General features: G+C 60.6%; 24 protein-coding genes. 7 read left to right on the top strand and 17 right to left on the bottom strand.

Translation table 11 applies throughout. The annotated features are described in order from the left end of the window. Positions 1–57: 57 nt before the first annotated feature. From EA797_RS02780 to EA797_RS02735, 10 genes are all read right to left on the bottom strand, one after another. The gene (locus EA797_RS02780; protein ID WP_122163664.1) at positions 58–342 is read right to left on the bottom strand and encodes a DUF493 domain-containing protein; all 285 of its coding nucleotides are present in this window, start codon (positions 340–342) and stop codon (positions 58–60) included. A gap of 59 nt (positions 343–401) precedes the next feature. Beyond that, a complete protein-coding gene (locus tag EA797_RS02775) occupies positions 402–1,559 on the bottom strand; it encodes a D-alanyl-D-alanine carboxypeptidase family protein (protein ID WP_122163663.1) in 1,158 nt (385 codons plus the stop codon). A 70-nt stretch (positions 1,560–1,629) separates the two neighbouring features. Further along, positions 1,630–2,613, bottom strand: a complete 984-nt coding sequence (locus EA797_RS02770; protein WP_122163662.1) for a septal ring lytic transglycosylase RlpA family protein — start codon at positions 2,611–2,613, stop codon at positions 1,630–1,632. Beyond that, complete coding sequence (gene mltB, locus EA797_RS02765) at positions 2,610–3,593, bottom strand: lytic murein transglycosylase B (protein ID WP_122163661.1); 984 nt, start codon at positions 3,591–3,593, stop codon at positions 2,610–2,612. Before mltB ends, EA797_RS02770 begins: the two co-directional genes overlap by 4 nt. Positions 3,594–3,640: 47 nt before the next feature. After that, positions 3,641–4,786, bottom strand: coding sequence for a rod shape-determining protein RodA (rodA, locus tag EA797_RS02760; protein ID WP_122163660.1), 1,146 nt, complete (start codon positions 4,784–4,786; stop codon positions 3,641–3,643). Further along, positions 4,783–6,672 carry a penicillin-binding protein 2 gene (gene mrdA, locus EA797_RS02755; RefSeq protein WP_122163659.1) on the bottom strand — a complete coding sequence of 630 codons (1,890 nt, stop codon included), beginning with the start codon at positions 6,670–6,672 and terminating at the stop codon, positions 4,783–4,785. Before mrdA ends, rodA begins: the two co-directional genes overlap by 4 nt. A 17-nt stretch (positions 6,673–6,689) precedes the next feature. Further along, entirely contained in the window at positions 6,690–7,157 is a 468-nt protein-coding gene (gene rlmH / locus EA797_RS02750; protein ID WP_045424041.1) for a 23S rRNA (pseudouridine(1915)-N(3))-methyltransferase RlmH, read from the bottom strand. Positions 7,158–7,164: 7 nt separating this feature from the next. Then, positions 7,165–7,524: a ribosome silencing factor gene (rsfS, locus tag EA797_RS02745; RefSeq protein WP_045424039.1), complete on the bottom strand. Its 360-nt coding sequence runs from the start codon at positions 7,522–7,524 to the stop codon at positions 7,165–7,167. A gap of 14 nt (positions 7,525–7,538) precedes the next feature. Next, complete coding sequence (gene nadD / locus EA797_RS02740; RefSeq protein WP_122163658.1) at positions 7,539–8,198, bottom strand: nicotinate-nucleotide adenylyltransferase; 660 nt, start codon at positions 8,196–8,198, stop codon at positions 7,539–7,541. Next, a complete protein-coding gene (locus EA797_RS02735) occupies positions 8,198–9,463 on the bottom strand; it encodes a glutamate-5-semialdehyde dehydrogenase (RefSeq protein ID WP_122164655.1) in 1,266 nt (421 codons plus the stop codon). The genes nadD and EA797_RS02735 overlap by 1 nt, the downstream gene beginning before the upstream one ends. 265 nt (positions 9,464–9,728) lie before the next feature. Here EA797_RS02735 and EA797_RS02730 point away from each other — a divergent pair, with 265 nt between their 5' ends. Continuing rightward, the gene (locus EA797_RS02730; RefSeq protein ID WP_122163657.1) at positions 9,729–11,048 is read left to right on the top strand and encodes a bifunctional DedA family/phosphatase PAP2 family protein; all 1,320 of its coding nucleotides are present in this window, start codon (positions 9,729–9,731) and stop codon (positions 11,046–11,048) included. A 27-nt stretch (positions 11,049–11,075) separates the two neighbouring features. On the opposite strand, the gene EA797_RS02725 is transcribed toward EA797_RS02730, so the two are convergent. Genes EA797_RS02725 through EA797_RS02715 form a run of 3 tightly spaced genes read right to left on the bottom strand, consistent with a single transcriptional unit; the run spans position 11,076 to position 12,755 of the window. Then, entirely contained in the window at positions 11,076–11,666 is a 591-nt protein-coding gene (locus EA797_RS02725; RefSeq protein ID WP_122163656.1) for an LON peptidase substrate-binding domain-containing protein, read from the bottom strand. 10 nt (positions 11,667–11,676) lie between these two features. Beyond that, entirely contained in the window at positions 11,677–12,396 is a 720-nt protein-coding gene (locus tag EA797_RS02720) for an LrgB family protein (protein WP_122163655.1), read from the bottom strand. Then, positions 12,393–12,755, bottom strand: a complete 363-nt coding sequence (locus EA797_RS02715) for a CidA/LrgA family protein (RefSeq protein WP_122163654.1) — start codon at positions 12,753–12,755, stop codon at positions 12,393–12,395. Before EA797_RS02715 ends, EA797_RS02720 begins: the two co-directional genes overlap by 4 nt. Before the next feature lie 183 nt (positions 12,756–12,938). On the opposite strand from EA797_RS02715, the gene EA797_RS02710 reads away from it, so the two are divergent. The 3 genes from EA797_RS02710 (at position 12,939) to EA797_RS02700 (ending at position 15,815) form a co-directional block, all read left to right on the top strand. Next, positions 12,939–13,394: a MaoC family dehydratase gene (locus tag EA797_RS02710; RefSeq protein WP_122163653.1), complete on the top strand. Its 456-nt coding sequence runs from the start codon at positions 12,939–12,941 to the stop codon at positions 13,392–13,394. Between the two features lie 76 nt (positions 13,395–13,470). Next, positions 13,471–15,150 (top strand): C13 family peptidase, encoded by a 1,680-nt coding sequence (locus tag EA797_RS02705; protein WP_122163652.1) that lies wholly within the window; start codon positions 13,471–13,473, stop codon positions 15,148–15,150. Positions 15,151–15,170: 20 nt separating this feature from the next. Next, on the top strand, positions 15,171–15,815 hold the full coding sequence (locus EA797_RS02700; RefSeq protein WP_122163651.1) for an NAD(P)H-binding protein: 645 nt from the start codon (positions 15,171–15,173) through the stop codon (positions 15,813–15,815). Between the two features lie 64 nt (positions 15,816–15,879). On the opposite strand, the gene orn is transcribed toward EA797_RS02700, so the two are convergent. Continuing rightward, positions 15,880–16,422 (bottom strand): oligoribonuclease, encoded by a 543-nt coding sequence (gene orn, locus EA797_RS02695; protein ID WP_122164654.1) that lies wholly within the window; start codon positions 16,420–16,422, stop codon positions 15,880–15,882. A 28-nt stretch (positions 16,423–16,450) separates the two neighbouring features. Next, complete coding sequence (locus EA797_RS02690; protein WP_122163650.1) at positions 16,451–17,260, bottom strand: class I SAM-dependent methyltransferase; 810 nt, start codon at positions 17,258–17,260, stop codon at positions 16,451–16,453. Positions 17,261–17,388: 128 nt separating this feature from the next. Between EA797_RS02690 and rsgA the strand changes: the two genes are divergently transcribed. After that, entirely contained in the window at positions 17,389–18,420 is a 1,032-nt protein-coding gene (rsgA, locus tag EA797_RS02685; protein ID WP_122163649.1) for a small ribosomal subunit biogenesis GTPase RsgA, read from the top strand. A gap of 58 nt (positions 18,421–18,478) precedes the next feature. On the opposite strand, the gene motB is transcribed toward rsgA, so the two are convergent. Both motB and motA read right to left on the bottom strand, forming a co-directional pair. After that, positions 18,479–19,477, bottom strand: coding sequence for a flagellar motor protein MotB (gene motB / locus EA797_RS02680; RefSeq protein ID WP_122163648.1), 999 nt, complete (start codon positions 19,475–19,477; stop codon positions 18,479–18,481). A gap of 8 nt (positions 19,478–19,485) precedes the next feature. Further along, positions 19,486–20,337, bottom strand: a complete 852-nt coding sequence (motA, locus tag EA797_RS02675) for a flagellar motor stator protein MotA (protein ID WP_122163647.1) — start codon at positions 20,335–20,337, stop codon at positions 19,486–19,488. Between the two features lie 159 nt (positions 20,338–20,496). On the opposite strand from motA, the gene EA797_RS02670 reads away from it, so the two are divergent. Beyond that, on the top strand, positions 20,497–22,011 hold the full coding sequence (locus tag EA797_RS02670) for an HDOD domain-containing protein (protein WP_122163646.1): 1,515 nt from the start codon (positions 20,497–20,499) through the stop codon (positions 22,009–22,011). Between the two features lie 153 nt (positions 22,012–22,164). Beyond that, a complete protein-coding gene (locus EA797_RS02665) occupies positions 22,165–22,980 on the top strand; it encodes a rhodanese-like domain-containing protein (protein ID WP_122163645.1) in 816 nt (271 codons plus the stop codon). Positions 22,981–22,987 lie beyond the last annotated feature (7 nt).

The raw sequence follows: 22,987 nt of genomic DNA, 5'->3' as shown, positions 1-22,987 counted from the left end.
TAACGCTGAATCCGCACTCGAGTACATCAGCGCGCCTCGTCAATGCCAAGGGAGTCATCAGAGCACCATATGCACGCGCCCGGTCGCGCGCAGATCGACGTGAATCGCCTGCAGCTGTTCAACGCTTGTCGCCGTGACCAGAACCTGCACAGACAGGAAACGCCCGTTGCGGCTGTCGCGCGTCACCAGTGTCGTTTCATCAAGATCAGGCGCATGGCGACGGATCACTTCGACCACTGCCTCGCTGAACCCCTCACCCGCGTCTCCGATCACCTTGATCGGGTAGCGCTCGCAAGGAAACTCTATTTTGGGTGGCTGGGTTTCGCTTTTGCTTTCAGTCATGACGACGGACTCGTGATCCGCAAGCGCGCCCTGCGGATGGCATGGGCGCGCTACAGAGTTCAGTTGAATAGATTGAAGAAGAACAGCCGAATGCTATCCCACACGCGTCGGAAGAGGCCGCCCTCTTCGACGGCTTGCAACGCGATCAGGTCGGTGCTTTGCAATACCTGGCCATCAAGACTGACCTCGACCTTGCCCACGACGTCGCCTTGCTGAATAGGCGCGGTCAGTTCAGGGTTGAAGGTCAGGCCGGCTTGCAACTTATCAAGTTGACCGCGCGGTACGGTGAGCGTCAGGTCATTCGCCAATCCGGCGCTGACCTGGTCCTGCTCACCTTTCCAAACGCGTGACTGCGCCAGCTCTACGCCCTTCTTGTAAAAGGTTCGAGTTTCAAAGAAGCGGAAGCCGTAAGTCAGCAGCTTCTGGGTTTCCGCAGCGCGAGATTGCTCGCTGTTGGTGCCGAAAACAGATGTGATCAGACGCATGTCGTCACGAACGGCTGAGGCGACCAGGCAGTAGCCAGCTTCCTCGGTGTGACCCGTTTTCAGCCCGTCGACCGTCTTGTCACGCCATAGCAGCAGATTGCGGTTGGGCTGCTTGATGTTGTTCCAGAAGAACTCTTTCTGCGCATAAATCCCGTAGTGAGCAGGATCTTCATAGATGATGGCGCGGGCCAGCTTTGCCATGTCGGACGCCGATGAGTAATGCTCAGGATGGGGCAGCCCAGTGGCGTTCATGAAATGCGTATTGGTCATTCCCAGCCGCTGCGCGGTGCTGTTCATGAGGTCAGCGAACGCTTCTTCGCTGCCCGCGATGTGCTCAGCCATCGCCACGCTGGCGTCGTTGCCGGATTGAATGATGATGCCATGCAGCAGGTCATCCACCGATACCTGGGTGTTGACCTGGATGAACATGCGCGAGCCACCCGTACGCCAGGCTTTCTCGCTGATCGTGACCATATCGCTTTCGGAGATCTGACCCTTCTGGATTTCCAGTGTGGCGATGTAGGCAGTCATCAGCTTCGTCAGGCTGGCAGGTGGCAAGCGCTCGTCGCCGGCATTCTCGACCAGCACCTTGCCGCTGGCCGCATCCATCAGGACATAGGACTTCGCTGCCAGCTGCGGCGGCGAGGGAATGATCTGCTCAGCCCAGGCTGCCGGCGCCACGGCCAGAACGGTGAGGAGAAACAGGCGATGCACGAAGGTGGTGGTAGTCATTGCTCTCTCAGAGTGTTTGCTATGGCAAAAGAATTTGTAGCGGCGTCATCAATTAAACGGGAGCAGCAGCTCAGTCGCCCTGCACTCGCCGTGGATTACCCAGGTTAGCCAGACGGACCGTCTGCTCGAGCCGAGCCGCCTCATCCGCAGAGCTGATAGGCCCCAGGCGCACCCGGTGCAGGATCTGCTCCTGGCGCACCACGGAACTGACGAATACCGGGGCTTGCGTCATGCTGCTCAGCTTGTCACGCAGCAACTGCGCGGCGTCTGGATTGGCAAACGCGCCTACCTGCAGGAACATCCCTGATCCCGTACTCGGGGCGTTCCTCTCAACCTCCACCGGCACCGTTGCGCCCGCATGCTGCATAGGTGGCGGGGTGTATTGCTCAACCGGCTGGGAGAGCCCGGTTTTGGCCGGCTGGCCAGCAGCCTTCTGCGGTTGGGCAAGCACCAGCGGCGCTTTCTGCCCGCGCTCGGCCCACCACTGTTCCGGATCGATGCCTTCAACTTTGACCCGAGCGGTTCCGGTTTCTGCATAGCCCAGCTTCTTTGCGGCGGCAAAGGACAGGTCGATGATCCGATCCGAGTAGAAGGGTCCGCGATCATTGACCCGCAGTACCACGCTCTTGCCGTTGTCCAAGCTGGTCACCCGAACGTAGCTGGGCAATGGCAAAGTCTTATGAGCGGCGCTCATTCCATACAGATCGTACTTTTCGCCGTTAGCGGTAGGCTGACCGTGAAACTTGGTTCCATACCAGGAGGCAATACCAGTCTCTTGATATCTACGCCCGTCACCGATCGGGTAATAGGTCTTGCCCAGCACCGTATAGGGATTGGCCTTGAACGGTCCGTTATGCGGCACCGGTGTCGCATCGGGAATGCGGGAGACATCCACGTCCCACCAGGGAGCACCGTCCTTGTGAGGGCGGGTGTAGTCACCGGGCCCGCTGATGCCCTTGCTCGGCGTCGGCGCGGGCGCCTGCGGCGCTGGAGACGAGGAACAACCGGCAACAAAGGCGGCGACCGCTGCTGCCGCAAGTAGACGTGCGTTCATTGCGCGCCCCGCGCCTTGGCCAACTGATCGGCAAGCTGATGAACAGCCATGGCGTACATCACACTGCGGTTATAGCGAGTGATGACATAAAAGTTCGGCAAGCCTACCCAGTACTCCTCGCCCTGCGCGCCATCGAGACGGAAAGCGGTCACCGCAGTTTCGTCTGCCATCGGTGAGGGAGTCTTCCATTGCCAACCCAGCGCTCGCAATTCGGCGGCGTTCTTGACCGGCTCCAGACCTTCGGTCAGGCCTTCGCTGTACCGCTCACCTTTCACGCTCGCCCTCGCAACCACCGGCGCGCCGGCTTTCCAGCCGTGTTGCTTGAAATAGTTGGCAGCGCTACCGATGGCGTCGACCGGGTTCTTCCAGATGTCGATCCGACCATCCTCGTCAAAGTCCACCGCATAGGCGCGGAAGCTGCTCGGCATGAACTGTGGCAGTCCCATCGCGCCAGCGTAGGACCCGGTCAGGGCGAGCGGATCGACCTGCTCTTCGCGCGTAAGCAGCAGGAATTCCTTGAGCTGCTGGCGGAAGAACGGCTGCCTGGGGGGGTAATCGAAGCCCAACGTCGACAGCGCATCGATCACGCGATAGTTGCCGGTATTACGGCCGTAAAAGGTTTCGACACCGATGATCGCGACGATCACCTCAGCCGGCACGCCAAATTCCTGCTCAGCGCGGGTTAATGCAGCTTCGTTTTCTCGCCAGAAATCGACTCCCTGAGCGATCCGCGAGTCAGTCATGAAGATCGGCCGGTATTCCTTCCACGGCTTGACGCGCTCCGCCGGGCGGGAGATCGCGTCCAGAATCGCCTGTTTGCGCTCGGCCTGAGCCAACAAGCCCACCAGCTGTTCGCTGGCAAAGCCGTAATCCTCAGTCATCTCACGCACGAATTCCGCTACTTTCTCGCCCTGATAATCGGCGGCCAAAGCCACCGGAGTACCGCCGAGCGCACCAAACAGACCCGCTCCGCAGAGCACTCGTGCCAACCAGCCACGTTGTAATGGATTCAAGAAATTCACTCTAATCAAACCTGCGCGATCCACTTGCGATGGGTGTGAATCGACATCAAAACCCCAAACCCTGATAGCAGGGTCACCAATGAAGTGCCACCAAAACTGATAAAGGGCAACGGCACCCCTACGACAGGCAACAACCCGCTGACCATACCGATATTGATGAACACGTAAACGAAAAACGTCATGGTCAGCGCCCCCGCCAGCAACTTACCGAACAGGGTCTGAGCCTGGGTCGTTATCACCAGACCCCGCGCGATCAAGAGCATATAAACGAACAACAGCAAGCAGACACCAACCAGGCCGAACTCCTCGGCAAGGACCGCAATGATAAAGTCCGTGTGGCTTTCGGGCAAAAAATCCAGGTGCGATTGGGTGCCCAACAACCAGCCCTTGCCGAACACTCCGCCAGAACCGATTGCGGCCTTGGACTGAATGATGTTCCAGCCGGTACCCAGCGGGTCGCTTTCAGGGTCAAGAAAGGTAAGCACCCGTTGCTTCTGGTAGTTGTGCAGCACGAAGTACCACATGCCCACGGCGACCGGAACGAGAGCCGCAATCGCACTCAGTATCCAGCGCCATTTCAGCCCGGCGATAAACAGAACGAAAGCGCCGGACACCAACACCAGCAGCGCCGTACCCAGATCCGGCTGTTTCAGGATGAGCACGAACGGCGTCAGGATCAGACCAAGACTGACCATCGTGTGCTTGATCCCCGGCGGCAATGCCCGACCAGAGAGGTACCAGGCGATGGTCATCGGCATGATGATTTTCATGAATTCCGAAGGCTGAAAGCGGATCACCCCAGGAATATTGATCCAGCGAGTCGCCCCCATCGCGGTGTACCCGACGAACTCCACTGCTACCAGCAGGGCCACCACCGCCAGATAACCGAGCGGGACCCAGCGGGCCATCAATCTTGGCTCGAACTGCGCGATGACAAGCATGGCGCCCAGGCCAACACCGTAGGACGTCGCCTGCTTTATCAGCAGGTCCCAATTCTTCCCGCCCGCCGAATAGAGAACAAAAAGGCTGCCTGCCGCGAGCAGCAGCAAAAGCAGCAGCAGCACGCCATCGATGTGCATCCGTTGCAACAGGCTCGCTCGGCGACGCATGACATCCGTAGTGGAAAGAGTCCGATCGAACGTACCACTCATGGCCTGGACCCTTCTGCGGTAAGCGGCATCGCATACTCGGTTTTCAACTTGCCATCAGCGTCCAGCAGCCAGGCGTCCATGACCTGCTTGGCAACCGGCGCCGCGACACCGGAACCGGACTCGCCGTTTTCGACCATGACCGCTACGGCGATCTGCGGGTCATGCACCGGCGCAAATGCAACGAACAGCGCATGGTCACGATGACGCTCGTTGAGCTTGCCACTGTCATAGCGCTCACCCTGCTTGATGGCGACTACCTGCGCGGTGCCACTCTTGCCGGCGATGCGATAGGTGGAGGTATCGCCGACTTTCTTCGCCGTGCCGCGCGCGCCGTGCAACACCTGCTCCATACCGCGAATCGCTGCATCCCAATAGCTCGGGTCTCGCAATTCGATGTCGGGAATGGGTTCCGGGTCGGAAGCCGAACCGCCTTCGATGCTTTTCGCCAAGTGCGGCCTGATCCACTTGCCACGGGTAGCCATCAGCGCGGTCGCCTGTGCCAACTGCAGCGGTGTCGTCTGCATGTAGCCCTGGCCGATTCCCAGAATCACCGTCTCGCCCGGATACCACGCCTGGCGGTACCGTGCACGCTTCCAATCTCGGGACGGCATCAGGCCCGCGGTTTCCTCGAACATGTCCAGCGACACTCGCTGACCGATACCGAAGCGGGTCATGTACTCATGCATCCGGTCGATGCCCATCTTGTGCGCCATATCGTAAAAGTAGGTGTCGTTGGAACGCATGATCGCGACTTCCAGATCCACCCAGCCGTCACCGCCGCGGTTCCAGTTGCGATATTTGTGCTTTACGTTGGGAAGCTGGAAAAAGCCTGGATCGAATACCCGCGTGTTCTTGGTAACAACACCAGTATCCAGCCCCGCCACCGCCATCATCGGCTTGATCGTCGACCCGGGCGGGTAAAGGCCGCGTAAGACGCGATTGAACAGTGGCTGATCGATCGAGTCGCGTAACTCGCCGTAGGCTTTGAAGCTGATGCCTGTGACAAACAGGTTCGGGTCGAAGCTGGGCTGACTGACCATCGCCAGCACTTCGCCGGTAGACGGCTGCAACGCGACGATAGCGCCGCGCCGCCCCGCAAGCGCGTCCTCGGCTGCCTCCTGCAGCTCGAGATCAAGCGTCAGGGTAATGTCTTTTCCGGGAATAGGATCGGTGCGTTTGAGTACCCGCAACACTCGGCCGCGCGCGTTGGTTTCGACTTCCTCGTAACCCACCTGACCGTGCAGAACATCTTCGTAGAAACGCTCGACGCCCGTCTTGCCGATGTGGTGCGTGCCGCTGTAATTGACAGGGTCGAGCTGCTTGACCTCCGCCTCGTTGATCCGACCGACATAGCCGACCGAGTGCGCAAAATGCTTGCCCTCTGGGTAATGGCGGACCAGCTGCGCCGCCACCTCCACGCCAGGAAGGCGGAACTGATCCACCGCAATGCGCGCGATCTGTTCTTCGGACAGCTCATACATGATCGGCACCGGTTCGAACGGCCGCCGCCCCTGCAATACCCGCTTCTCGAACAGCGCGCGCTCTTCGCTGGAAAGCTCCAGCACCTCGACGACCGTGTCCAGCGTCTTACGCCAGTCTTCGGCGCGCTCACGAGTCACCGTAAGACTGAAGCTGGGGCGGTTGTCGGCGATGATCTTGCCGGCGCGGTCGAAAATCAGCCCACGATTAGGCGGGATCGGCTGGACATGAACACGATTGTTTTCCGATAGCGTCGAATGATGCTCGTACTGCACGACCTGCAGGTAATAGAGCCGCGCGATCAGAACACCGATCAGCAGCAATACCAGCGCACCGCCCACAATCACCCGCTGACGCACCAGACGGGCGTCCTTTTCATGGTCCTTGAGGGGAATCGGCTGCGACATCGTGGATTTCGGCTGTACTACTTGTGGTAAGGGTGACCCGACAGCAACGTCCAGGCGCGATAGATCTGCTCGCCGATAAGAATGCGCACCAGCGGATGAGGCAAGGTCAGCGGTGAAAGTGACCAGCGTTGCTCACTGCGCGCGCAGACTTCAGGCGCCAGGCCCTCGGGCCCACCAACCATCAGATTGACATTGCGCGCATCAAGCCTCCAGCGCTCCAATTCGGACGCCAGCTGCTCAGTGCTCCAAGGCCGACCCGTCACTTCCAGGGTCACTATTCGCTCGCCCGGCTGAACCTTCGCCAGCATGGCCTCGCCTTCCTGACGAATCAACCGCGCCACGTCGGCATTCTTGCCGCGGGTGTTAAGCGATATTTCATGCAGTTCCAGCGGTAGCTCGGACGGAAGACGCTTGGCGTATTCCTGCCAACCGTCCTCGACCCATCGCGGCATCTTCGAGCCCACTGCGATCAACTTGATCCGCACGAATCGGTTATTCCTGCTCGCCCGCGTGCTGCGCGCGGCTCTGCTCGGCGCCCTGCCAGAGGCGTTCGAGATCATAGAACTGGCGAGTAGGCACCTGCATCACATGCACCACCACGTCGCCCAGATCGAGCAGCGCCCATTCGCCACCATCCAGGCCTTCGCTACCCAGAGGCCGTACGCCCTGCTCCTTGACCTTCTCAAGGACATTTTCGGCCAGCGACTTCACGTGGCGGCTGGAGGTGCCACTGGCGATCACCATGAAGTCGGTGACACTTGTCTTACCGCGGACATCGATAGTCGTGATGTCGGTACCTTTCAGATCTTCCAGGGCGCTAACGGCCAGCTGGGCCAAAGAATCATTTTGCATAGTGTGAAACAACCTCAGTTCGACGCCCGGTACAGTCCGTGCGCGTTGATATAAGCCAGTACGGCGTCGGGTACCAGAAAACGGACCGACCGGCCGCTGGCCAGAAATTGACGAATTCGCGTCGCCGAGACCCCAAGAGGCGCCTGCCAAACGAAGGCGATCTGGCCGCCACCGCCAGTAAGCGTGAGCGGATCACTCACGCTGCGTGCAGCCAACAGGTCTCGCAGCGCTTCCGGCGCATCACTATCGGCGTCCGGCCGCTGCATGACGAGAATGTGGCAATGATCGAGCAGCTCATCCCAGCGGTGCCAACTGGGAAGACCGCAGAACGCGTCCCATCCCACGATGAGAAAGACCTGATCGTCCTCGTCCAGCTCGGCACGCAAAGACTCAAGCGTGTCGAGGGTGTAAGAGGGTTTGTCGCGTTCAAGCTCCCGTGCATCGACTGCGAGCAAGGGCAACTCCTGCACAGCCAGGCGCACCATGGTCAACCGGTCCTGCGCAGAGCTGTTGGGCGTCTCTCTATGTGGCGGCCGATAGTTGGGGACCAGGCGAACCTCATCTAGCCCGACTATCTCTGCAACCTCGAGAGCCCCACGCAGGTGCCCGATATGCACCGGGTCAAAGGTGCCACCGAGCAGGCCTATGCGCCGAGGGGTGCCGGTCGCAGTCATCAAGTACGCACGTGGCCGTCGCCGAATACTACGTACTTCTCGCTGGTCAAACCTTCCAGGCCGACCGGACCGCGCGCGTGCAGCTTATCGGTGGAAATACCGATCTCCGCCCCCAAACCGTACTCGAACCCATCAGCAAAGCGAGTCGAGGCATTGATCATTACCGATGCCGAATCGACTTCGGTAATGAAACGACGGGCATCGGTGAAGTTTTCGGTGACGATCGCATCCGTGTGCTGCGATCCGTAGCGGTTGATGTGTTCGATCGCATCAGCGAGGGAGTCGACGATTCGAATCGAAAGAATCGGCGCATTGTACTCGGTCGACCAATCTTCCTCAGTGGCAGCCACGACATCCGTGCCCAGCAGTTCGCATGTCCGCGGGCAGCCACGCAACTCGACGCCCTTCTCGCGATAGATTGCAATCAGCGGCGGCAGAACGCGCGGCGCGATGGAGGCATGCACCAGCAGCGTTTCCATAGTGTTGCAAGGTGCGTAACGCTGAGTCTTGGCGTTGTCTGCAATGCGAATGGCCTTGTCGAGATCGGCGGCCTGGTCGATGAATACATGACATATCCCGTCCAGGTGTTTGATCACCGGCACCTTCGCATCACGGCTGATGCGCTCGATCAGCCCCTTGCCGCCACGCGGCACGATCACATCGACGTACTCAGGCATGGTAATCAGCGCGCCGACCGCAGCACGGTCTGTGGTCTCGACGACCTGTACGGCTGCCGACGGCAGTTCGGCCTCAGCCAGCCCGAGCTGTATGCAACGGGCAATGGCCTGGTTCGAGTGAATCGCCTCAGAACCGCCGCGCAAAATGGTGGCGTTGCCGGATTTCAGGCAGAGACTGGCGGCATCTATGGTCACGTTAGGACGTGACTCGTAAATGATGCCGACCACGCCCAGCGGAACGCGCATCTTGCCGACCTGGATACCGGATGGCAGGTAGCGCATATCGCGAATCTCCCCGATGGGGTCGGGCAGGCTGGCGACCTGACGCAGGCCTTCGATCATGTCGTCGATACGCGCAGGGGTCAGGGCCAGACGATCAAGCATGGCGTCGTCCAGCCCGCTTTCGCGCCCGGCCGAGAGATCCTTCTGATTGGCAGCGACCAGCTCTTCGCGCGCTGCATCGAGCGCAGCGGCAGCGGCATGCAACGCCTGATTCTTTTGCGCTGTTGTGGCACGCGCAAGCACGCGCGACGCATCGCGCGCGGCGCGACCGAGGCGGGTCATGTAGTCGAGTACGGGCTCGGTCATGGTCTGGCTGGCCTGCCTGAAGGGAAAGCGGCTGATTATAGCTACCCGCGCGCCTCGCGCACAGCGGCGGCAGGCGAATGGCTGCAAAGCCTTGCCTCCGAAGCCGCGTTTACCTGGGCGTGCTGCTGATGCAGAGGCCCTGGCACGCTGAATCGTGCTGCAATGGAAGGTTACAGAGCGCCCATCACCTCAGCGATATCGCACCAAAGCCTGAAACCTGCGCGCCAAGCGCCGGGTCGAACCAGTTCGAACCAAGGAAACGTTTATGCCCGAATGGCTCACCGCTCTCACCGCCTGGCTCACCGATAATCCTCAATGGCTGGGCCTTAGCCTATTCATAGTGGCCTGCCTGGAATGCCTGGCCGTAGTCGGGCTGCTGATGCCTGGCACGGTGATGATCTTCGCCATCGCAGTAATCGCCGGCAGCGGTGTTTTGAGCCTCGGCGAAACCCTACTGCTGGGCTATGCCGGGGGCTTGCTGGGCGACTTGCTGTCCTACGGACTGGGGCGCCGCTACCACCAGAACATTCGCCGAATGCGCGGCTTGCGCGACCACCCGGAGTGGTTGGCGCGAGCGGAGGTCTATTTCGAGCGGTACGGGATAGCCAGCTTGCTCGTGGGTCGGTTCGTCGGCCCGCTACGTCCGATGCTGCCTCTGACGGCGGGCATGCTGGATATGCCCTTCGGGCGTTTCCTTCTGGTCAGCCTGGTGGCGGCGGCTGGCTGGTCGATGGCTTATCTTTTACCAGGCTGGACCGCAGGCGCGGCGGTGCGCCTGCCCCTACCGGAAGGATTCTGGGGCGAAGCGGGCATCGTCATCGCCGCCCTGCTGCTGTTGATCGGCGGCGTCGTTCACTGCAGCCTGCACCAGATGCGCTGGGTGACGCCCCTGGCGGCCGGTCTGAGTGCGGCAATCCTGCTCGGCCTGTTCATAGGCTGGCCTTATCTGAAGGAGTTTGATGAAGGCCTCATGACGGTCGTTCAAGGCGAGCGCAGCCAGATATTCGACCGCGTCATGGTAGTCGTTACCCGAGCAGGCGATTTCCAGACCCAGCTATGGGCCGCAGTCCTGCTCAGCCTGCTGCTGATCCTCATGAGACAAGGCAGAGCGGCCGCCTTCGCGATAAGCACGCTGCTGGGGACGGCGCTTGCCAACGGCGCATTGAAAGCGACATTTGGCCGTATTCGCCCGGAAATCCTTCTCGAGCCGCTGCACAGCTATAGCTTTCCGAGCGGGCATAGCTCCGCGGCGTTCGCCTTTTTCCTTACGCTCGGCGTGCTGGCCGGGCGTGGGCAACCGCCACGATTACGCCTTGCCTGGGTACTGCTGGGTACACTGCCGGCCACGGCTATTGCGCTTTCGCGCGTCTATCTGGGGGTCCATTGGCCTACGGATGTGATCGCTGGTGCCGTGCTGGCTGCGACCGTTTGTGCAGCGAGCCTCACCATCGTGCAATGGCGAAAGCCAATGAGCGCTATGTCACCCAGGGTATGGTGGCTGATATTGCCGGCGACGCTGGGGCTGATTGGAGCGTTCGCTATCTGGGCGTTACCCGGCGCCATGCTGCTCTATCGCTACCAGTGACTCGGAGCGAACGACCGGCTGGCGCGGCTAGTCGGACGCTTCGCCTTGCAATTGCTCCAGCCACCGCTGGATGCATTGCAACTGCAGCTGAGGCTCGTCCAGCTGCAACAGGTCGAGCTTCTGGTCGACCCGAAAGGGCAGCAGATAGGCCAACTGGTGCGCCAGCGATCGCTGGCCCTGCGCAGGCTGGCCCATTCCAAGCGTCTCGACCAACGGATGCTGGCCGAGCGCCTCGAGCAGCACCGCGAGATCGGCATGCTCATCCAGCAAAGGCAAGTCCTCGGGCTCCTCCCGCCAGCTGATCTCGGCGACCGTCAGCTGATCGCGCTGTACCTCGGCTGAAAGCACGTCGAAGCGCCGGCCGCCTTCAACCCGAATGCCCAGCAAGCCATTGGGTCGCTGCTGCCAGTCGCGAATCAGCGCCTCGCAGCCGGTCAGGGCATACTCGCTCGCAGCCAATCCCACTTCGCTGCCTTCGATGATGCGCACAACGCCGAAACCATGGCCGGCCTTGAGGCAGCTGCTGACCATATCCAGATAGCGTGCCTCGAATATCTGCAGATCAAGAGTGCAGCCGGGGAACAGCACGGTATCCAGGGGAAACAACGGCAACTTCATTGCAGACTCCTCACGACAACAGCAATACGGCCAACGGCAGCAGCACGGCCGTCATGACACCCATCAGACTCATCGCCAGTGCCGCGAAGGCACCGCACTCATCGCCTTCCTGCAGCGCTTGCGCGGTCCCGACCGCATGCGCAGTCAGGCCCAGCGCCATACCACGGGCAGCAGGATGCTGAACGCCAAAGCGGCGCAACAGTTCCGGACCAATGATCGCGCCTATGATGCCGGTAATCATCACGAACACGGCGGCCAGCGCTACCACGCCACCGATCTGCTCGGCGACGAGCATTGCGATCGGTGAGGTTACGGACTTTGGCGCGAGGGTCATGAGGATCATCTGTTCAGCGCCGAAGGCCCATGCCAGGGCCATTCCCAAGGATGTCGCACCCACACCGGCCACCAGCAAGGTGAGCATGATCGGCCCGAACAGTTCGCGAATTCGTCTCAGGTTGAGGTAAAGCGGCACCGCCAGCGCCACGGTGGCGGGCCCGAGCATTACCGTTAGCAGTTGCGCACTGTCACGGTATTCGTTGTAGCTAAGGCCGCACAGGAGCAGCGTTCCGACCACCACAATCATCGACACCAGCACCGGCTGCAAAAACACCCAGCGGGTCTTTTCATAAGCGGCATAGGCCAGTTGAAAGGCAGCCAGGGTGATTGCCACGCCGAACAGTGGGTGATGGATCACCGCATCCCACGCGGCCTGCCACTGTGTCGCGATCATATGCGGCCTGCCTTGCGCTGCTGACGCCGAATCAGGGTCTGCATCAGCCAACCGGTGAAAACCAGCGAAACCACCAGCGAAGTCACCAGCACTCCGACAATTGCCCAGAAGTCGTCCAGGATCGCCTGGGTGTATGCCATCACGCCCACGGCAGGCGGAACCAACAGCAGCGGCAGATAGCGCAAAAGGCTGCTGGCCGCGACCTGCAGAGATTCACTTGCCTGACCGCGCATCAGCAACGCGACGAACAGCAGGACAAGCCCGATGATAGGGCCAGGCAGCATCGGCAGAACCAATACGTTGAGTGCAGTGCCAAGCAGCTGAAAGAGTACCAGCCAGGTTATTCCGCGTAGCAGCATGAAAGCCTCCACAACAAAGGAGCGCAATTATAGGCATCTGACCACGATCAATCCCTCGTCAGCCGCCAGCCCTGCCTATGGCCCGCCATTCGCACGAGCCATGCTTGGTTGATTCGTTGCCAAGCGCATGCTGATCTAGCTCGGCGCCACACACGACCAGAACAACAAAAGCCCGGAGGACATATGCCACAAGTACCCGTAGCAGAACTCAAGGACTATATAGGCAAGGAGCTCGGCCGCTCCGAGTGGTTCACTGTCGATCAGCAGCGGGTCGACCAGTTTGCCGATTGCACAGGCGACCACCAGTTCATCCATATCGATCCTGAAAAAGCCGCTCAGACACCGTTCGGTGGGACCATTGCTCATGGCTTCCTGTCGCTGTCACTGCTGCCGATGCTGATGGACGAGCTGATGATCCGACCTGAAGGGACCAAGATGGGCGTGAACTACGGGCTCGATAGCTTGCGCTTCATCCAGCCGGTCAAGGTCGGCTCCCGGGTGCGCGTCGCGGCAACGCTGCTCGACGTATACGAAAAAAACCCGGGGCAATGGCTGCTTAAATCGCGCGCAGTGATGGAGATCGAGGGCGTGGAGAAACCCGCCTACATCGCCGAGACCCTGGCACTCTGCTTCGTCTGAATTGGCGGGGGTGCGACCTGTTCGTACCCTGCCGCGTTTCCGGCATACTGCGGACCTCGCCATTTCGGATACCCGCATGCGCCACCTCGCCCCGCTTCTTCTGGCATGCCTGCTGACCGCTTGCGGTGACGGCGAGCCATTGCTCCCTGCCGATGCGGTATTGCCAGATGGCGGTCGCTATCGCGGTGAAGTCGTCAACGGTCTTCTGCAGGGCGAAGGGCGGATCGATTACCCGAATGGCAGCTACTATCGCGGCACGTTCAAGGATGGCCAATGGCATGGCCCGGGCGTCTGGCTGGGTGCCAACGGTGACCGCTACGAGGGTGAATTCAAGCACGGGCTGTTCGACGGCCAGGGCCGTTTCACCTATGCCACGGGCGGTGTCTACGAGGGACATTTTCAGCAAGGCAGCCTGAACGGCGAGGGCCGCTATTCCGAGGCGGGCCTGACCTACGAGGGTAGCTTCAAAGATGGTCTCTATCACGGCCCCGGCAGGCTCGAAGGCGCGGATGGCGTGATATATGAGGGCTCGTTCGCCGCTGGCCAGCCAAACGGTCAGGGCACTCGCAGCGACAGCGGCGGACTCTTCAGCGGTAACTTTGAGCAAGGCAGCCTGAACGGTGAGGGCGTCTACCGCGGCGCCGATGGCGAGCATTACCTTGGCCAGTTCAAGGACGACCAGCTCCATGGCCAAGGCCGCTACGAAGATGCCGTTGGCAATGTCTGGAAAGGCACCTTCGATCAGGGCCAACTACGCGGAACAGGTGAGTATGCCGACGTCGACGGCACCCGCTATAAGGGCGAGTTCAGCCACTGGCAATATCACGGCGAAGGAGAGCTCGAACAGCCGGACGGATCTCATTACAAAGGACGTTTTCGTGCGGGCCAGTATCATGGTCTGGGGACGCTCGAGCGAGCCGATGGCACCGCGCACAATGGCATCTGGATATCAGGGCGCCTGAGCCATGATCATAATGGCGAACGACTGCCCGACCCGCTGGAAGTCGGCCTGTTGCGGCAGGGCGCACTGTTGAGCGAAGCTCTGGATGCGGTACCGGCATCGACTCCGGCCGCAGAACTCTACACGCTGACACTGGCTGGAGATGGACAGCAAAGCGTCTTCATGCGCGAAGTCGATTATGTCGACAAGCTGCTGGGCGAGCGTTTCGCTGCACGCGGGCAGATCAGCCTGATCAATCATCGCGACCACCTCGCCGACAGACCTCTGGCTACCCGCGAAAACCTGGCCCGAGCCATCCAACGACTGGCAGAGCAAAGCGGCCCAGAAGATCTGATCTTCATCTACCTGACCAGCCATGGCTCTGCTGAGCATCAGTTGGTGCTGACACAACCACGGTTGGCACTGGAAGATCTGCCCGCGGCGGATCTGGCGACGCTCCTGATTCCGCTCGCCGAACGCAACAAGATAGTGGTGATCTCAGCCTGCTATTCCGGCGGTTTCATCGAACCGCTGAAAAGCCCGACCACCATGGTCATAACCGCCGCTCGCGCCGACCGGGTGTCATTTGGCTGCTCAGAGGAGAATGACTTCACCTACTTCGGCCGAGCCCTCTTTGCCGAATCATTGCAGGAACACCGGGATATCTTGGAGGCCTTCACCTCGGCACAGGCGAGGGTTGCCGAACGGGAGCAAGCCGACGACTATCAGCCTTCGGAGCCGCAGATCTGGGCACCGGAGCGGGTTGTCGAACACTGGCGGGCGCTGACCAACCAGCGGCCGACGCCAACCGACTGAACGTTACAGGAAGCCATACCATGTATCTGACGCCACAGCGTATTTTGCTTGCCGGCGCCACCGGGCTGACCGGCGAACACCTGCTCGACCGGCTGCTCAACGAGCCCACCGTAGAGTGCGTGCTCGCCCCCAGCCGCAAGCCACTGGCCGAGCACCAACGACTCGAGAACCCGGTCGGTCAGCTTGCAAGCTTGTTACCGCAGCTGTCCGGCAAAATCGACACTGCCTTCTGCTGCCTGGGCAGCACCATGAAAGATGCTGGAAGCCAGGAAGCTTTTCGCAACGTTGATCACGACCTGGTCGTAGCATTTGCCGCGCGTGCCCGAGAGCTGGGCGCTCGGCACCTGCTGGTGGTCAGTTCGCTGGGGGCTGACCCGACCAGTTCGATCTTCTATTGCCGGGTCAAGGGCGAGATGGAGCAGGCCCTGCGCGCACAGGATTGGCCGCAACTGACCATCGCGCGCCCCTCGCAGCTGCTGGGTCCACGCATGCAGGTGCGCCCTATGGAGCGCCTGACCGCCCCGCTTTCCCATCTATTGCCAGGCAAATACCGTGGTATTTCGGCGTGCACGCTTGCCCATGCGCTCTGGCGACTTGCACTTGAGGAAGGTGAAGGTACGCGGGTGGTCGAGTCTGACGAGCTGCGCAAGCTAGGGCGCAACTAGAGCCGGAACCAACCGCCATGGCTCCGGCTGCTGCATTCCGCTTATCGGGCGAGGCCCATGGCGGTCAGACTTTGATGAAGTGCTCGCGATAATGACGCAACTCGGCGATAGACTCGCGGATATCGTCAAGCGCCAGGTGGGTCCCACCCTTCTTGAAACCCGCCAGCACTTCGGGAGCCCAACGCGCAGCCAGCTCCTTCAAGGTCGATACATCCAGGTTGCGGTAGTGGAAATAGGCTTCCAACCGAGGCATCCGGCGGTATAGGAAGCGGCGATCCTGACAGATGCTATTACCGCAGATCGGTGACTTGCCCTTCGGTACCCATTGCTCGAGAAACGCCAGGGTCTGGGCTTCCGCTTCTTCGGTGGATATCCGGCTCTCGCGCACCCGCTGAGTAAGACCGGAGCCACCATGCTGACGAGTATTCCACTCGTCCATGCCTTCCAGCAGCTCTTCGCTCTGATGGATGGCAATGACCGGCCCTTCCGCCAGCACATTGAGCTGGCTGTCGGTGACGATAGTCGCCATCTCGATGATGACGTCGTTATCCGGATCCAGACCGGTCATTTCCAGGTCGATCCAGATGAGATTCTGCGGGTTCTGCATGATGAGCTCCTTGGCCGTGGCGCGCAGTTTAGCTGCTCGCAGCACCGCCGTCAGGTTGCGCATCCGTTCCAGGCTGCCAGATGAACAGGCACGAACGCCGCCAGTCATCGATCGGCAGGACTTCCTGAGCAGCTACCCCTGGCACTTCGAAGCTATTGCTTATGAGCAGCGCGCCCGGCGCCATCTCGGTCCGCGCCTTCTGCCAAAGCGCCGGCATGGGAGCAGGCGAAAGAAAGCAATAAACCACATCGTGATCGCCCAGCGATTCGCGCCAGAAACTACGAAAGCGCACCCGGCAGTTAGGTTGAAGCAAACACCTGAACCAGCAGAGCAGGAAGGTCAGTGGCGCTGTCTCGACGCCAACGAAGTGCCCCGACGGGTAGGCTTTGGCCAGCCGCAGCAGAGTACCACCGAGGCCGCTGCCCAGGTCGATGAATCGAAAACCAGCCGGCAACCGAGCGAGTCGCTGGATAAGCAGACGCTCGGCCGCCGTGCCAGTCAAATACAGTGGGACGCGCTCGGTCAGCGCATTCCAGTTCAGCAACAATAGCGCGATGAAACCCAGGAGTAGCAGCCAGGGCGGCAGTGCATGGTTCTGCAGCAACACCAAGCCAGGGACAAAGCACAGGTTGATCGGCAACCACCAGCGCGACAGCCCAAGCCGCCATCCAACAAGCGCCGCTATCGAGCCTTGCATCCACGCCGCGCTCAGCAGGCTGATGTGCCACCCACCCGCTCGAGCCAACCCCAGCAACAACAGCCAGGTGATGATCAGCGACAACAGCTGGCTTAACAGCGCCAGTAAGGCGGGATATCGCGCAAAGGAAAAGGCCGGCATAGGAGCGCGTCGCAGCAAGGAACAGGGGCAAAGTCTAACCGCCTCGAGAAGCGCCATACAGGGCCGTGGTCGACCTGTAGGGCATGCTAGACTCGCCTACTTTTTACAACCCTGGACACCGCATAAAAATGGCCAAACGCCACCTCAACCGCCGGCAAAGCTGGCGCATCGAGAAAATCCAGGAAGAGCGTGCGACACGCGCGGCGAGACGAGAGTCGCGCACGATCGAAGAACTGGAAGGCGGCGACCTGGGTCCCGAACAGACCGGACTGGTCATTGCACATTTCGGCGTGCAAGTTGAAGTCGAGGCACAGGAAGGCGAGCAGTGCGGCCAGGTGTTCCGCTGCCACTTGCGGGCAAACCTGCCGGCATTGGTGACTGGCGACCGCGTCGTCTGGCGACCGGGCAATCAAGGCATCGGGGTAATCGTTGCGCAGCTGCCGCGCCAGTCCGAGCTGTGCCGACCCGACACACGCGGCCAGCTCAAACCGGTGGCAGCTAACGTCGATCTGATCGTCATAGTCTTCGCTCCGCTCCCCGAACCCCACGCCAATCTTATCGATCGCTACCTGATCGCTGCCGAGCATGCAGGCATCACGCCCCTGCTGCTGCTCAACAAGGCGGATCTGATCGATGCGCAGAACGAGAAGGCACTCAATTCCTTGCTGGCGGTGTACCGCACCCTGGGCTATCCGCTGATGGAAGTCTCGGCTCATGGCGGCGCGGGCATGGAAGCACTGCAAGACCGGCTCGACGGCCACGTCAGTGTGTTCGTCGGCCAGTCCGGTGTCGGCAAGTCGTCACTGGTCAACAGTCTGTTGCCGGGCGTCGATACCCGCGTCGGCCCGTTGTCGGAGCTGACAGGCAAAGGCACTCACACCACCACTACTGCACGCCTGTTTCACTTCCCCCGTGGCGGCGAGCTGATCGATTCACCCGGTATTCGCGAATTCGGCCTGGGCCATGTAAGCCGCTCTGATGTCGAGGCCGGCTTCATTGAATTTCAGGATCTGCTGGGCCATTGCCGCTTCCGCGACTGCAAACATGATCGTGAGCCCGGCTGCGCACTTCTGAAAGCGCTGGAGCAGGGGCAGATCCAGCCGCAGCGGATGGCCAGTTACCGCCACATCATCAGCAGCCTGCCGGAAACCGAGTACTAGCGGCCACCCTGCCTGCGCTGCACGCCTTTTATTGAGGCAATGCAGGTGAGCTCCGGCTTTAGCTCCCGCCCGGCTGATCGAACTTCAGCACGCCGTCCTCGAAAATGTTCAACCGCTCTCGAAGCTGCGGCGCTTGCAATGGATCAGCCAGTGTCGCAGCGGGCGGCGCAACAGCTGCAGGTGTTGCTGCGGGGGTGCCGCCCGCCTCCGATTGCTCACCCTCGATGTCACGCTGCGCTCTCTTGGTCAGCACCAGGATGTCGATACGACGGTTCACCGGATTGAGTGGATCCTCACGATCGAACAATGCCGACGATGCATAACCCACTACTCGCGCCAGCTGCTCCTCAGGATAGCCGCCGGCAACCAAGGCGCGCCGCGCTGCGTTGGCGCGGCCAGCCGATAGCTCCCAGTTGCCGAAATCGCCTCGCCCCGAATAAGGCTTCGCATCGGTGTGGCCGCTGATGCTGATCTTGTTCGGAACGGCGCGGATGGTGTCGGCCATCGCCAGCAGAATATCCTCGAAATAGGGCTGCAGCTGAGCACTTCCCAGCGCGAACATCGGACGGTTGGCGGCATCCATGATCTGGATGCGCAAACCATCCTGAGTGATTTCGAACAGGATCTGATCCTTGAAGCGCGTCAGGTCAGGGTTTTCGTCTACCTTGTTCTGCAACTCATGTAGGAGCAGTTCAAGACGCTCTCGGTCGAGTTGCTCGGAAAAGGTTTGCGCCTGCTCGGCGTCAATTGTCGCTTCGGATTGCTGCACGTCCGGGTCGACCACGTCATTGAGTGTGCGATCCGGCGACGGAGTCGGCGTACCGCCCAGGTCGATCACATGCGGGCTCGCACTTTCCGTGAAGCCAATGGGGTCCTGAAAGTAGCCGGAAATGGCCAGTTTCTGTTCCGGGGTGGCAGAAGACATCAGCCACATCACCAGAAAGAACGCCATCATGGCGGTGGCGAAGTCGGCAAAAGCGATCTTCCAAGCGCCGCCGTGGTGTCCCGCAGCGACCTTCTTGATCCGCTTGACGATGATTGGCTGATTATTGTCCATGGCTGCGCTTAGCTACCACGCATGGCTTGTTCAAGCTCCGAGAAGCTCGGGCGGTGCGCCGGCAGTAGCACCTTGCGGCCAAACTCGACCGCGAGCGTCGGCGGCATGCCGGACGCGGATGCGACCAGTGTGGCCTTGATGCTTTCGTAAAGGTTGAGCTCTTCCTTGGCATCATGCTCAAGCGCGCCTGCCAGCGGGCCGAAGAAACCATAGGAAGCAAGGATCCCGAGGAACGTACCCACAAGAGCCGTTGCCACCTTTTCACCAATCTCGGCGTTGGTCGCAGAGGCCAGGATCGACATGGTGATCACGATGCCGAGTACCGCCGCCACAATGCCCATCGCAGGCAGGCCGTCGGCGATCTTCGCTACGGCGTGGGATGGGTGCTCAAGCTCTTCTTTGAGGCCGTTGAGCTCCATGTCAAAAAGGCCTTCGAGCTCATGCGGGGCCATGTTGCCGGACGACATGATGCGCAGGTAATCGCAGACAAAAGCCATCATCCGCTCGTCTTTAAGAATCGCCGGGTACTTGCTGAAGATAGGGCTGGCACTTGGTTCTTCGATATCGGCCTCAATCGCCATCATGCCTTCGCGGCGGCTCTTGTTGAGGACTTCATAAAGCATCCCCAGCACTTCCAGGTAATACTTGTGCGTGAACCTAGTACTGAACATCTGCAGCGATTTCTTGAAGACGATCTTGGTGGTGCTGCCAGGGTTTGCCTGAAGAAAGCCACCAAGCGCTGCGCCGCCGATGATCATCACCTCGAAAGGGTGGATAAGCGCGCCGACTTTGCCGCCAGACAGAATAAAACCGCCAAGGACACTGGCGATTACTACGATGATGCCGATGATTTTTGCCATAGGAGGTACGTCTAAACCTGATAGCTGAGCAACTGGAAGGAGCCGCGAATTCTGCGCGCGCGCTGAGTTGCAGGCGGGGCGTAAAAGAATTGTTCTAGTTATCGGAACTTTTGCGCCAGACTAAAGGCCATCTCGACGAAATGCTACTTCGGCGGCGCCATGACCATGACACCACTCCCCCGCACGCTTGCAGACTGGCTCGAAGCCCTGGACGCCGTAGTGCTGCCGGCTGCCGCCGAGCCGTATGCACGGGTCCAGCGCGCGCTGCGCGACAGCAGCATGTCCATGCGCCAGATCTCGGAACTGATCCAGGAGAGCCCGGTGCTTGCGCTCACCGTCATCAGAGAAGCGAATCGCAGCGCAGCGGCAGCTAGCAAGCCCGCCGAAAGCCTGGAGGTTGCACTCAGCCGAATTGGCTTGAAACGCGCCGAGGCACTGTTTACGAAGGTCCCAGCCGTTCGCCCACAAGACATTGCATTGCCGTTACGGCAAATCCTGCTGATCAGTAGCCATGCCAGCCAGCAGGCCAACGGCCTGTTCGCTTCACGCCTTGCGCGGCTTTGGCAAGAAATTCACTGGAGCAGCCTGCTGTTTCTAGCACCGATCTGGGCACTGATCGCAGCACGCCCGGAGCTGCTTGAGACCTGGGAGCAACGCGTGCTGGTCAAGCGCGAGCCGGCACGGCAGGTCGAACAATCTCTGCTGGGCGTCTCCTTGCTCGAACTTTGCGCGGCGACGGCTGAACGCTGGGGCCTGCCGGGCTGGATATCCCAGGGATATCACTTACTCAACGAGCATCGGCGGATGCTGATAAAGGCGCTGCACATCGCCCGAGATAACGAACACCCGCTGCACCAACAACAAATGCTCGACGCTGATCCCGAGCTGCGCCGCTGGTTGACGCTGCCCAGTAACACCATTGTTTTGGCCAATGGCCTCGCCGTCTCAGCGCACCACAGCTGGAGCGGCATCCATAGCCTGCGCTGGCAGCGTCTGGCTGGCCTTTATATGCAAGTGCCCCTGCCGGAATTGCAGCAGCTGACGCATCAGCAAGCGGTTGCCAGCGCACAGGCGATCGGCCCGACCGATCTCTGGCACCCCGCCCAAGGCTTGCTCTGGCCATGGGAAAGCGTCTTCCAGATAGAGCATTCAACGAAACGCCCAGATGCGGAAGTCCTGGCGCAGTGGCGCGCACATTGTCGGGAGCTGCTCAGTGAAACCAGCCCATACGACAACGTCATCCAGCTCACCGCGACCGCATGCAAAGCCCTGGCGGCGGCCGGCATGCAGCGTGTCTTGCTGCTGCTCGTCGACCGCAAGAATCAGCGACTCGTCACCCAGCAGATAGATGGCCTGCCAAAGGATGCGAAAACACTGACGCTCGAGGCCGAGCAGAGCCAGGTCCTGCGCCGGCTTCTCGAGAAACCGGTACTCCTGCGGCTCAACCCTGACAATGTTGCGCAATTCTCGGCGCTGTTGCCTGGCGCGCTGAAGGCGTTGTTCCCAAGCGAACATGTTCTGCTGCGTTCAGTCGGGCGCGAGGGGCGTGTCGTCATGCTGCTGGTTGCGGACCAGAACAATGCCGCCTTCAGCGACAACAGCATTCAGGCCTTTACCAAAACCGTGCAATGTATCGAGCGTGCACTGGCGGTATTCAGCAAACGAGGCCGCTGACTTGAGCCAATGGCCTGCTTGAACGGCCGGCGGCGCGAGGAATGATCCTTTTCTGAAGCCGCGTTCTCGGCTGTCGGGAGGGGCATCGCCTGCCTCGCCTTCGTTTTCCACAGCCTGCTAGACTTGCCCCTTTAGGACCAACCGAGGCTTGCCGTGTCCGCTTTTGCAAACCTGCCCCTGGTAATCGAACCGGCCGATCTGGCCGAGCGTCTGAATGCGCCCGAGTTGATCCTCGTCGATCTGACCAGCTCATCCCGCTACGCCGAAGGGCATCTGCCTGGCGCACGGTTCGTCGATCCGAAGCAGACTCAGCTTGGCTTACCGCCGGCGCCAGGACAACTACCTGGCAAAGCTCAGCTCGAAGCGGTATTTGGCGCACTGGGGCATCACCCTGATGCGGTCTATGTGGTCTACGACGATGAAGGTGGTGGCTGGGCCGGACGTTTCATCTGGCTGCTGGATGTCATCGGGCATCATCGGTATCACTACCTCAACGGCGGCCTGCATGCCTGGTTGGCTGAGCAACGTCCGCTTTCGCGCGATATCCCGAACGCCGCAGGCCGGCCAGTCCTGCTGGAGCTGGACGAGTCGCCTAGCGCAACCCGCGAGTACATAGAAAGCCGGCTCGGTTCACCTGACATGGTGATCTGGGATGCGCGCTCTCCGGAGGAATATCGAGGCGAAAAGGCATTGGCTGCCCGCGCAGGTCATATACCAGGCGCGATCAATTTCGAATGGACGGCTGCGATGGACCCGTCACGCGCACTTCGAATTCGTGAAGACATCGCCGAACAGCTGGAAGCGCTCGGCATTACTGCCGACAAGGAAATCGTCACCCACTGCCAGACGCATCATCGCTCCGGCTTCACCTACCTGCTGGCCAAGGCGCTGGGCTACCCACGTATCAAGGGATATCCAGGCTCCTGGGGCGAATGGGGCAATCTGCCCGACACCCCGATCCAGCAATGAAAAGGTC

The organism is Stutzerimonas zhaodongensis, from assembly GCF_003696365.1.
GTDB lineage: Bacteria > Pseudomonadota > Gammaproteobacteria > Pseudomonadales > Pseudomonadaceae > Stutzerimonas > Stutzerimonas zhaodongensis.
The sequence above is the reverse complement of the archived record's forward strand: the minus strand, read 5'-3'. Positions and strand labels throughout refer to the sequence as shown.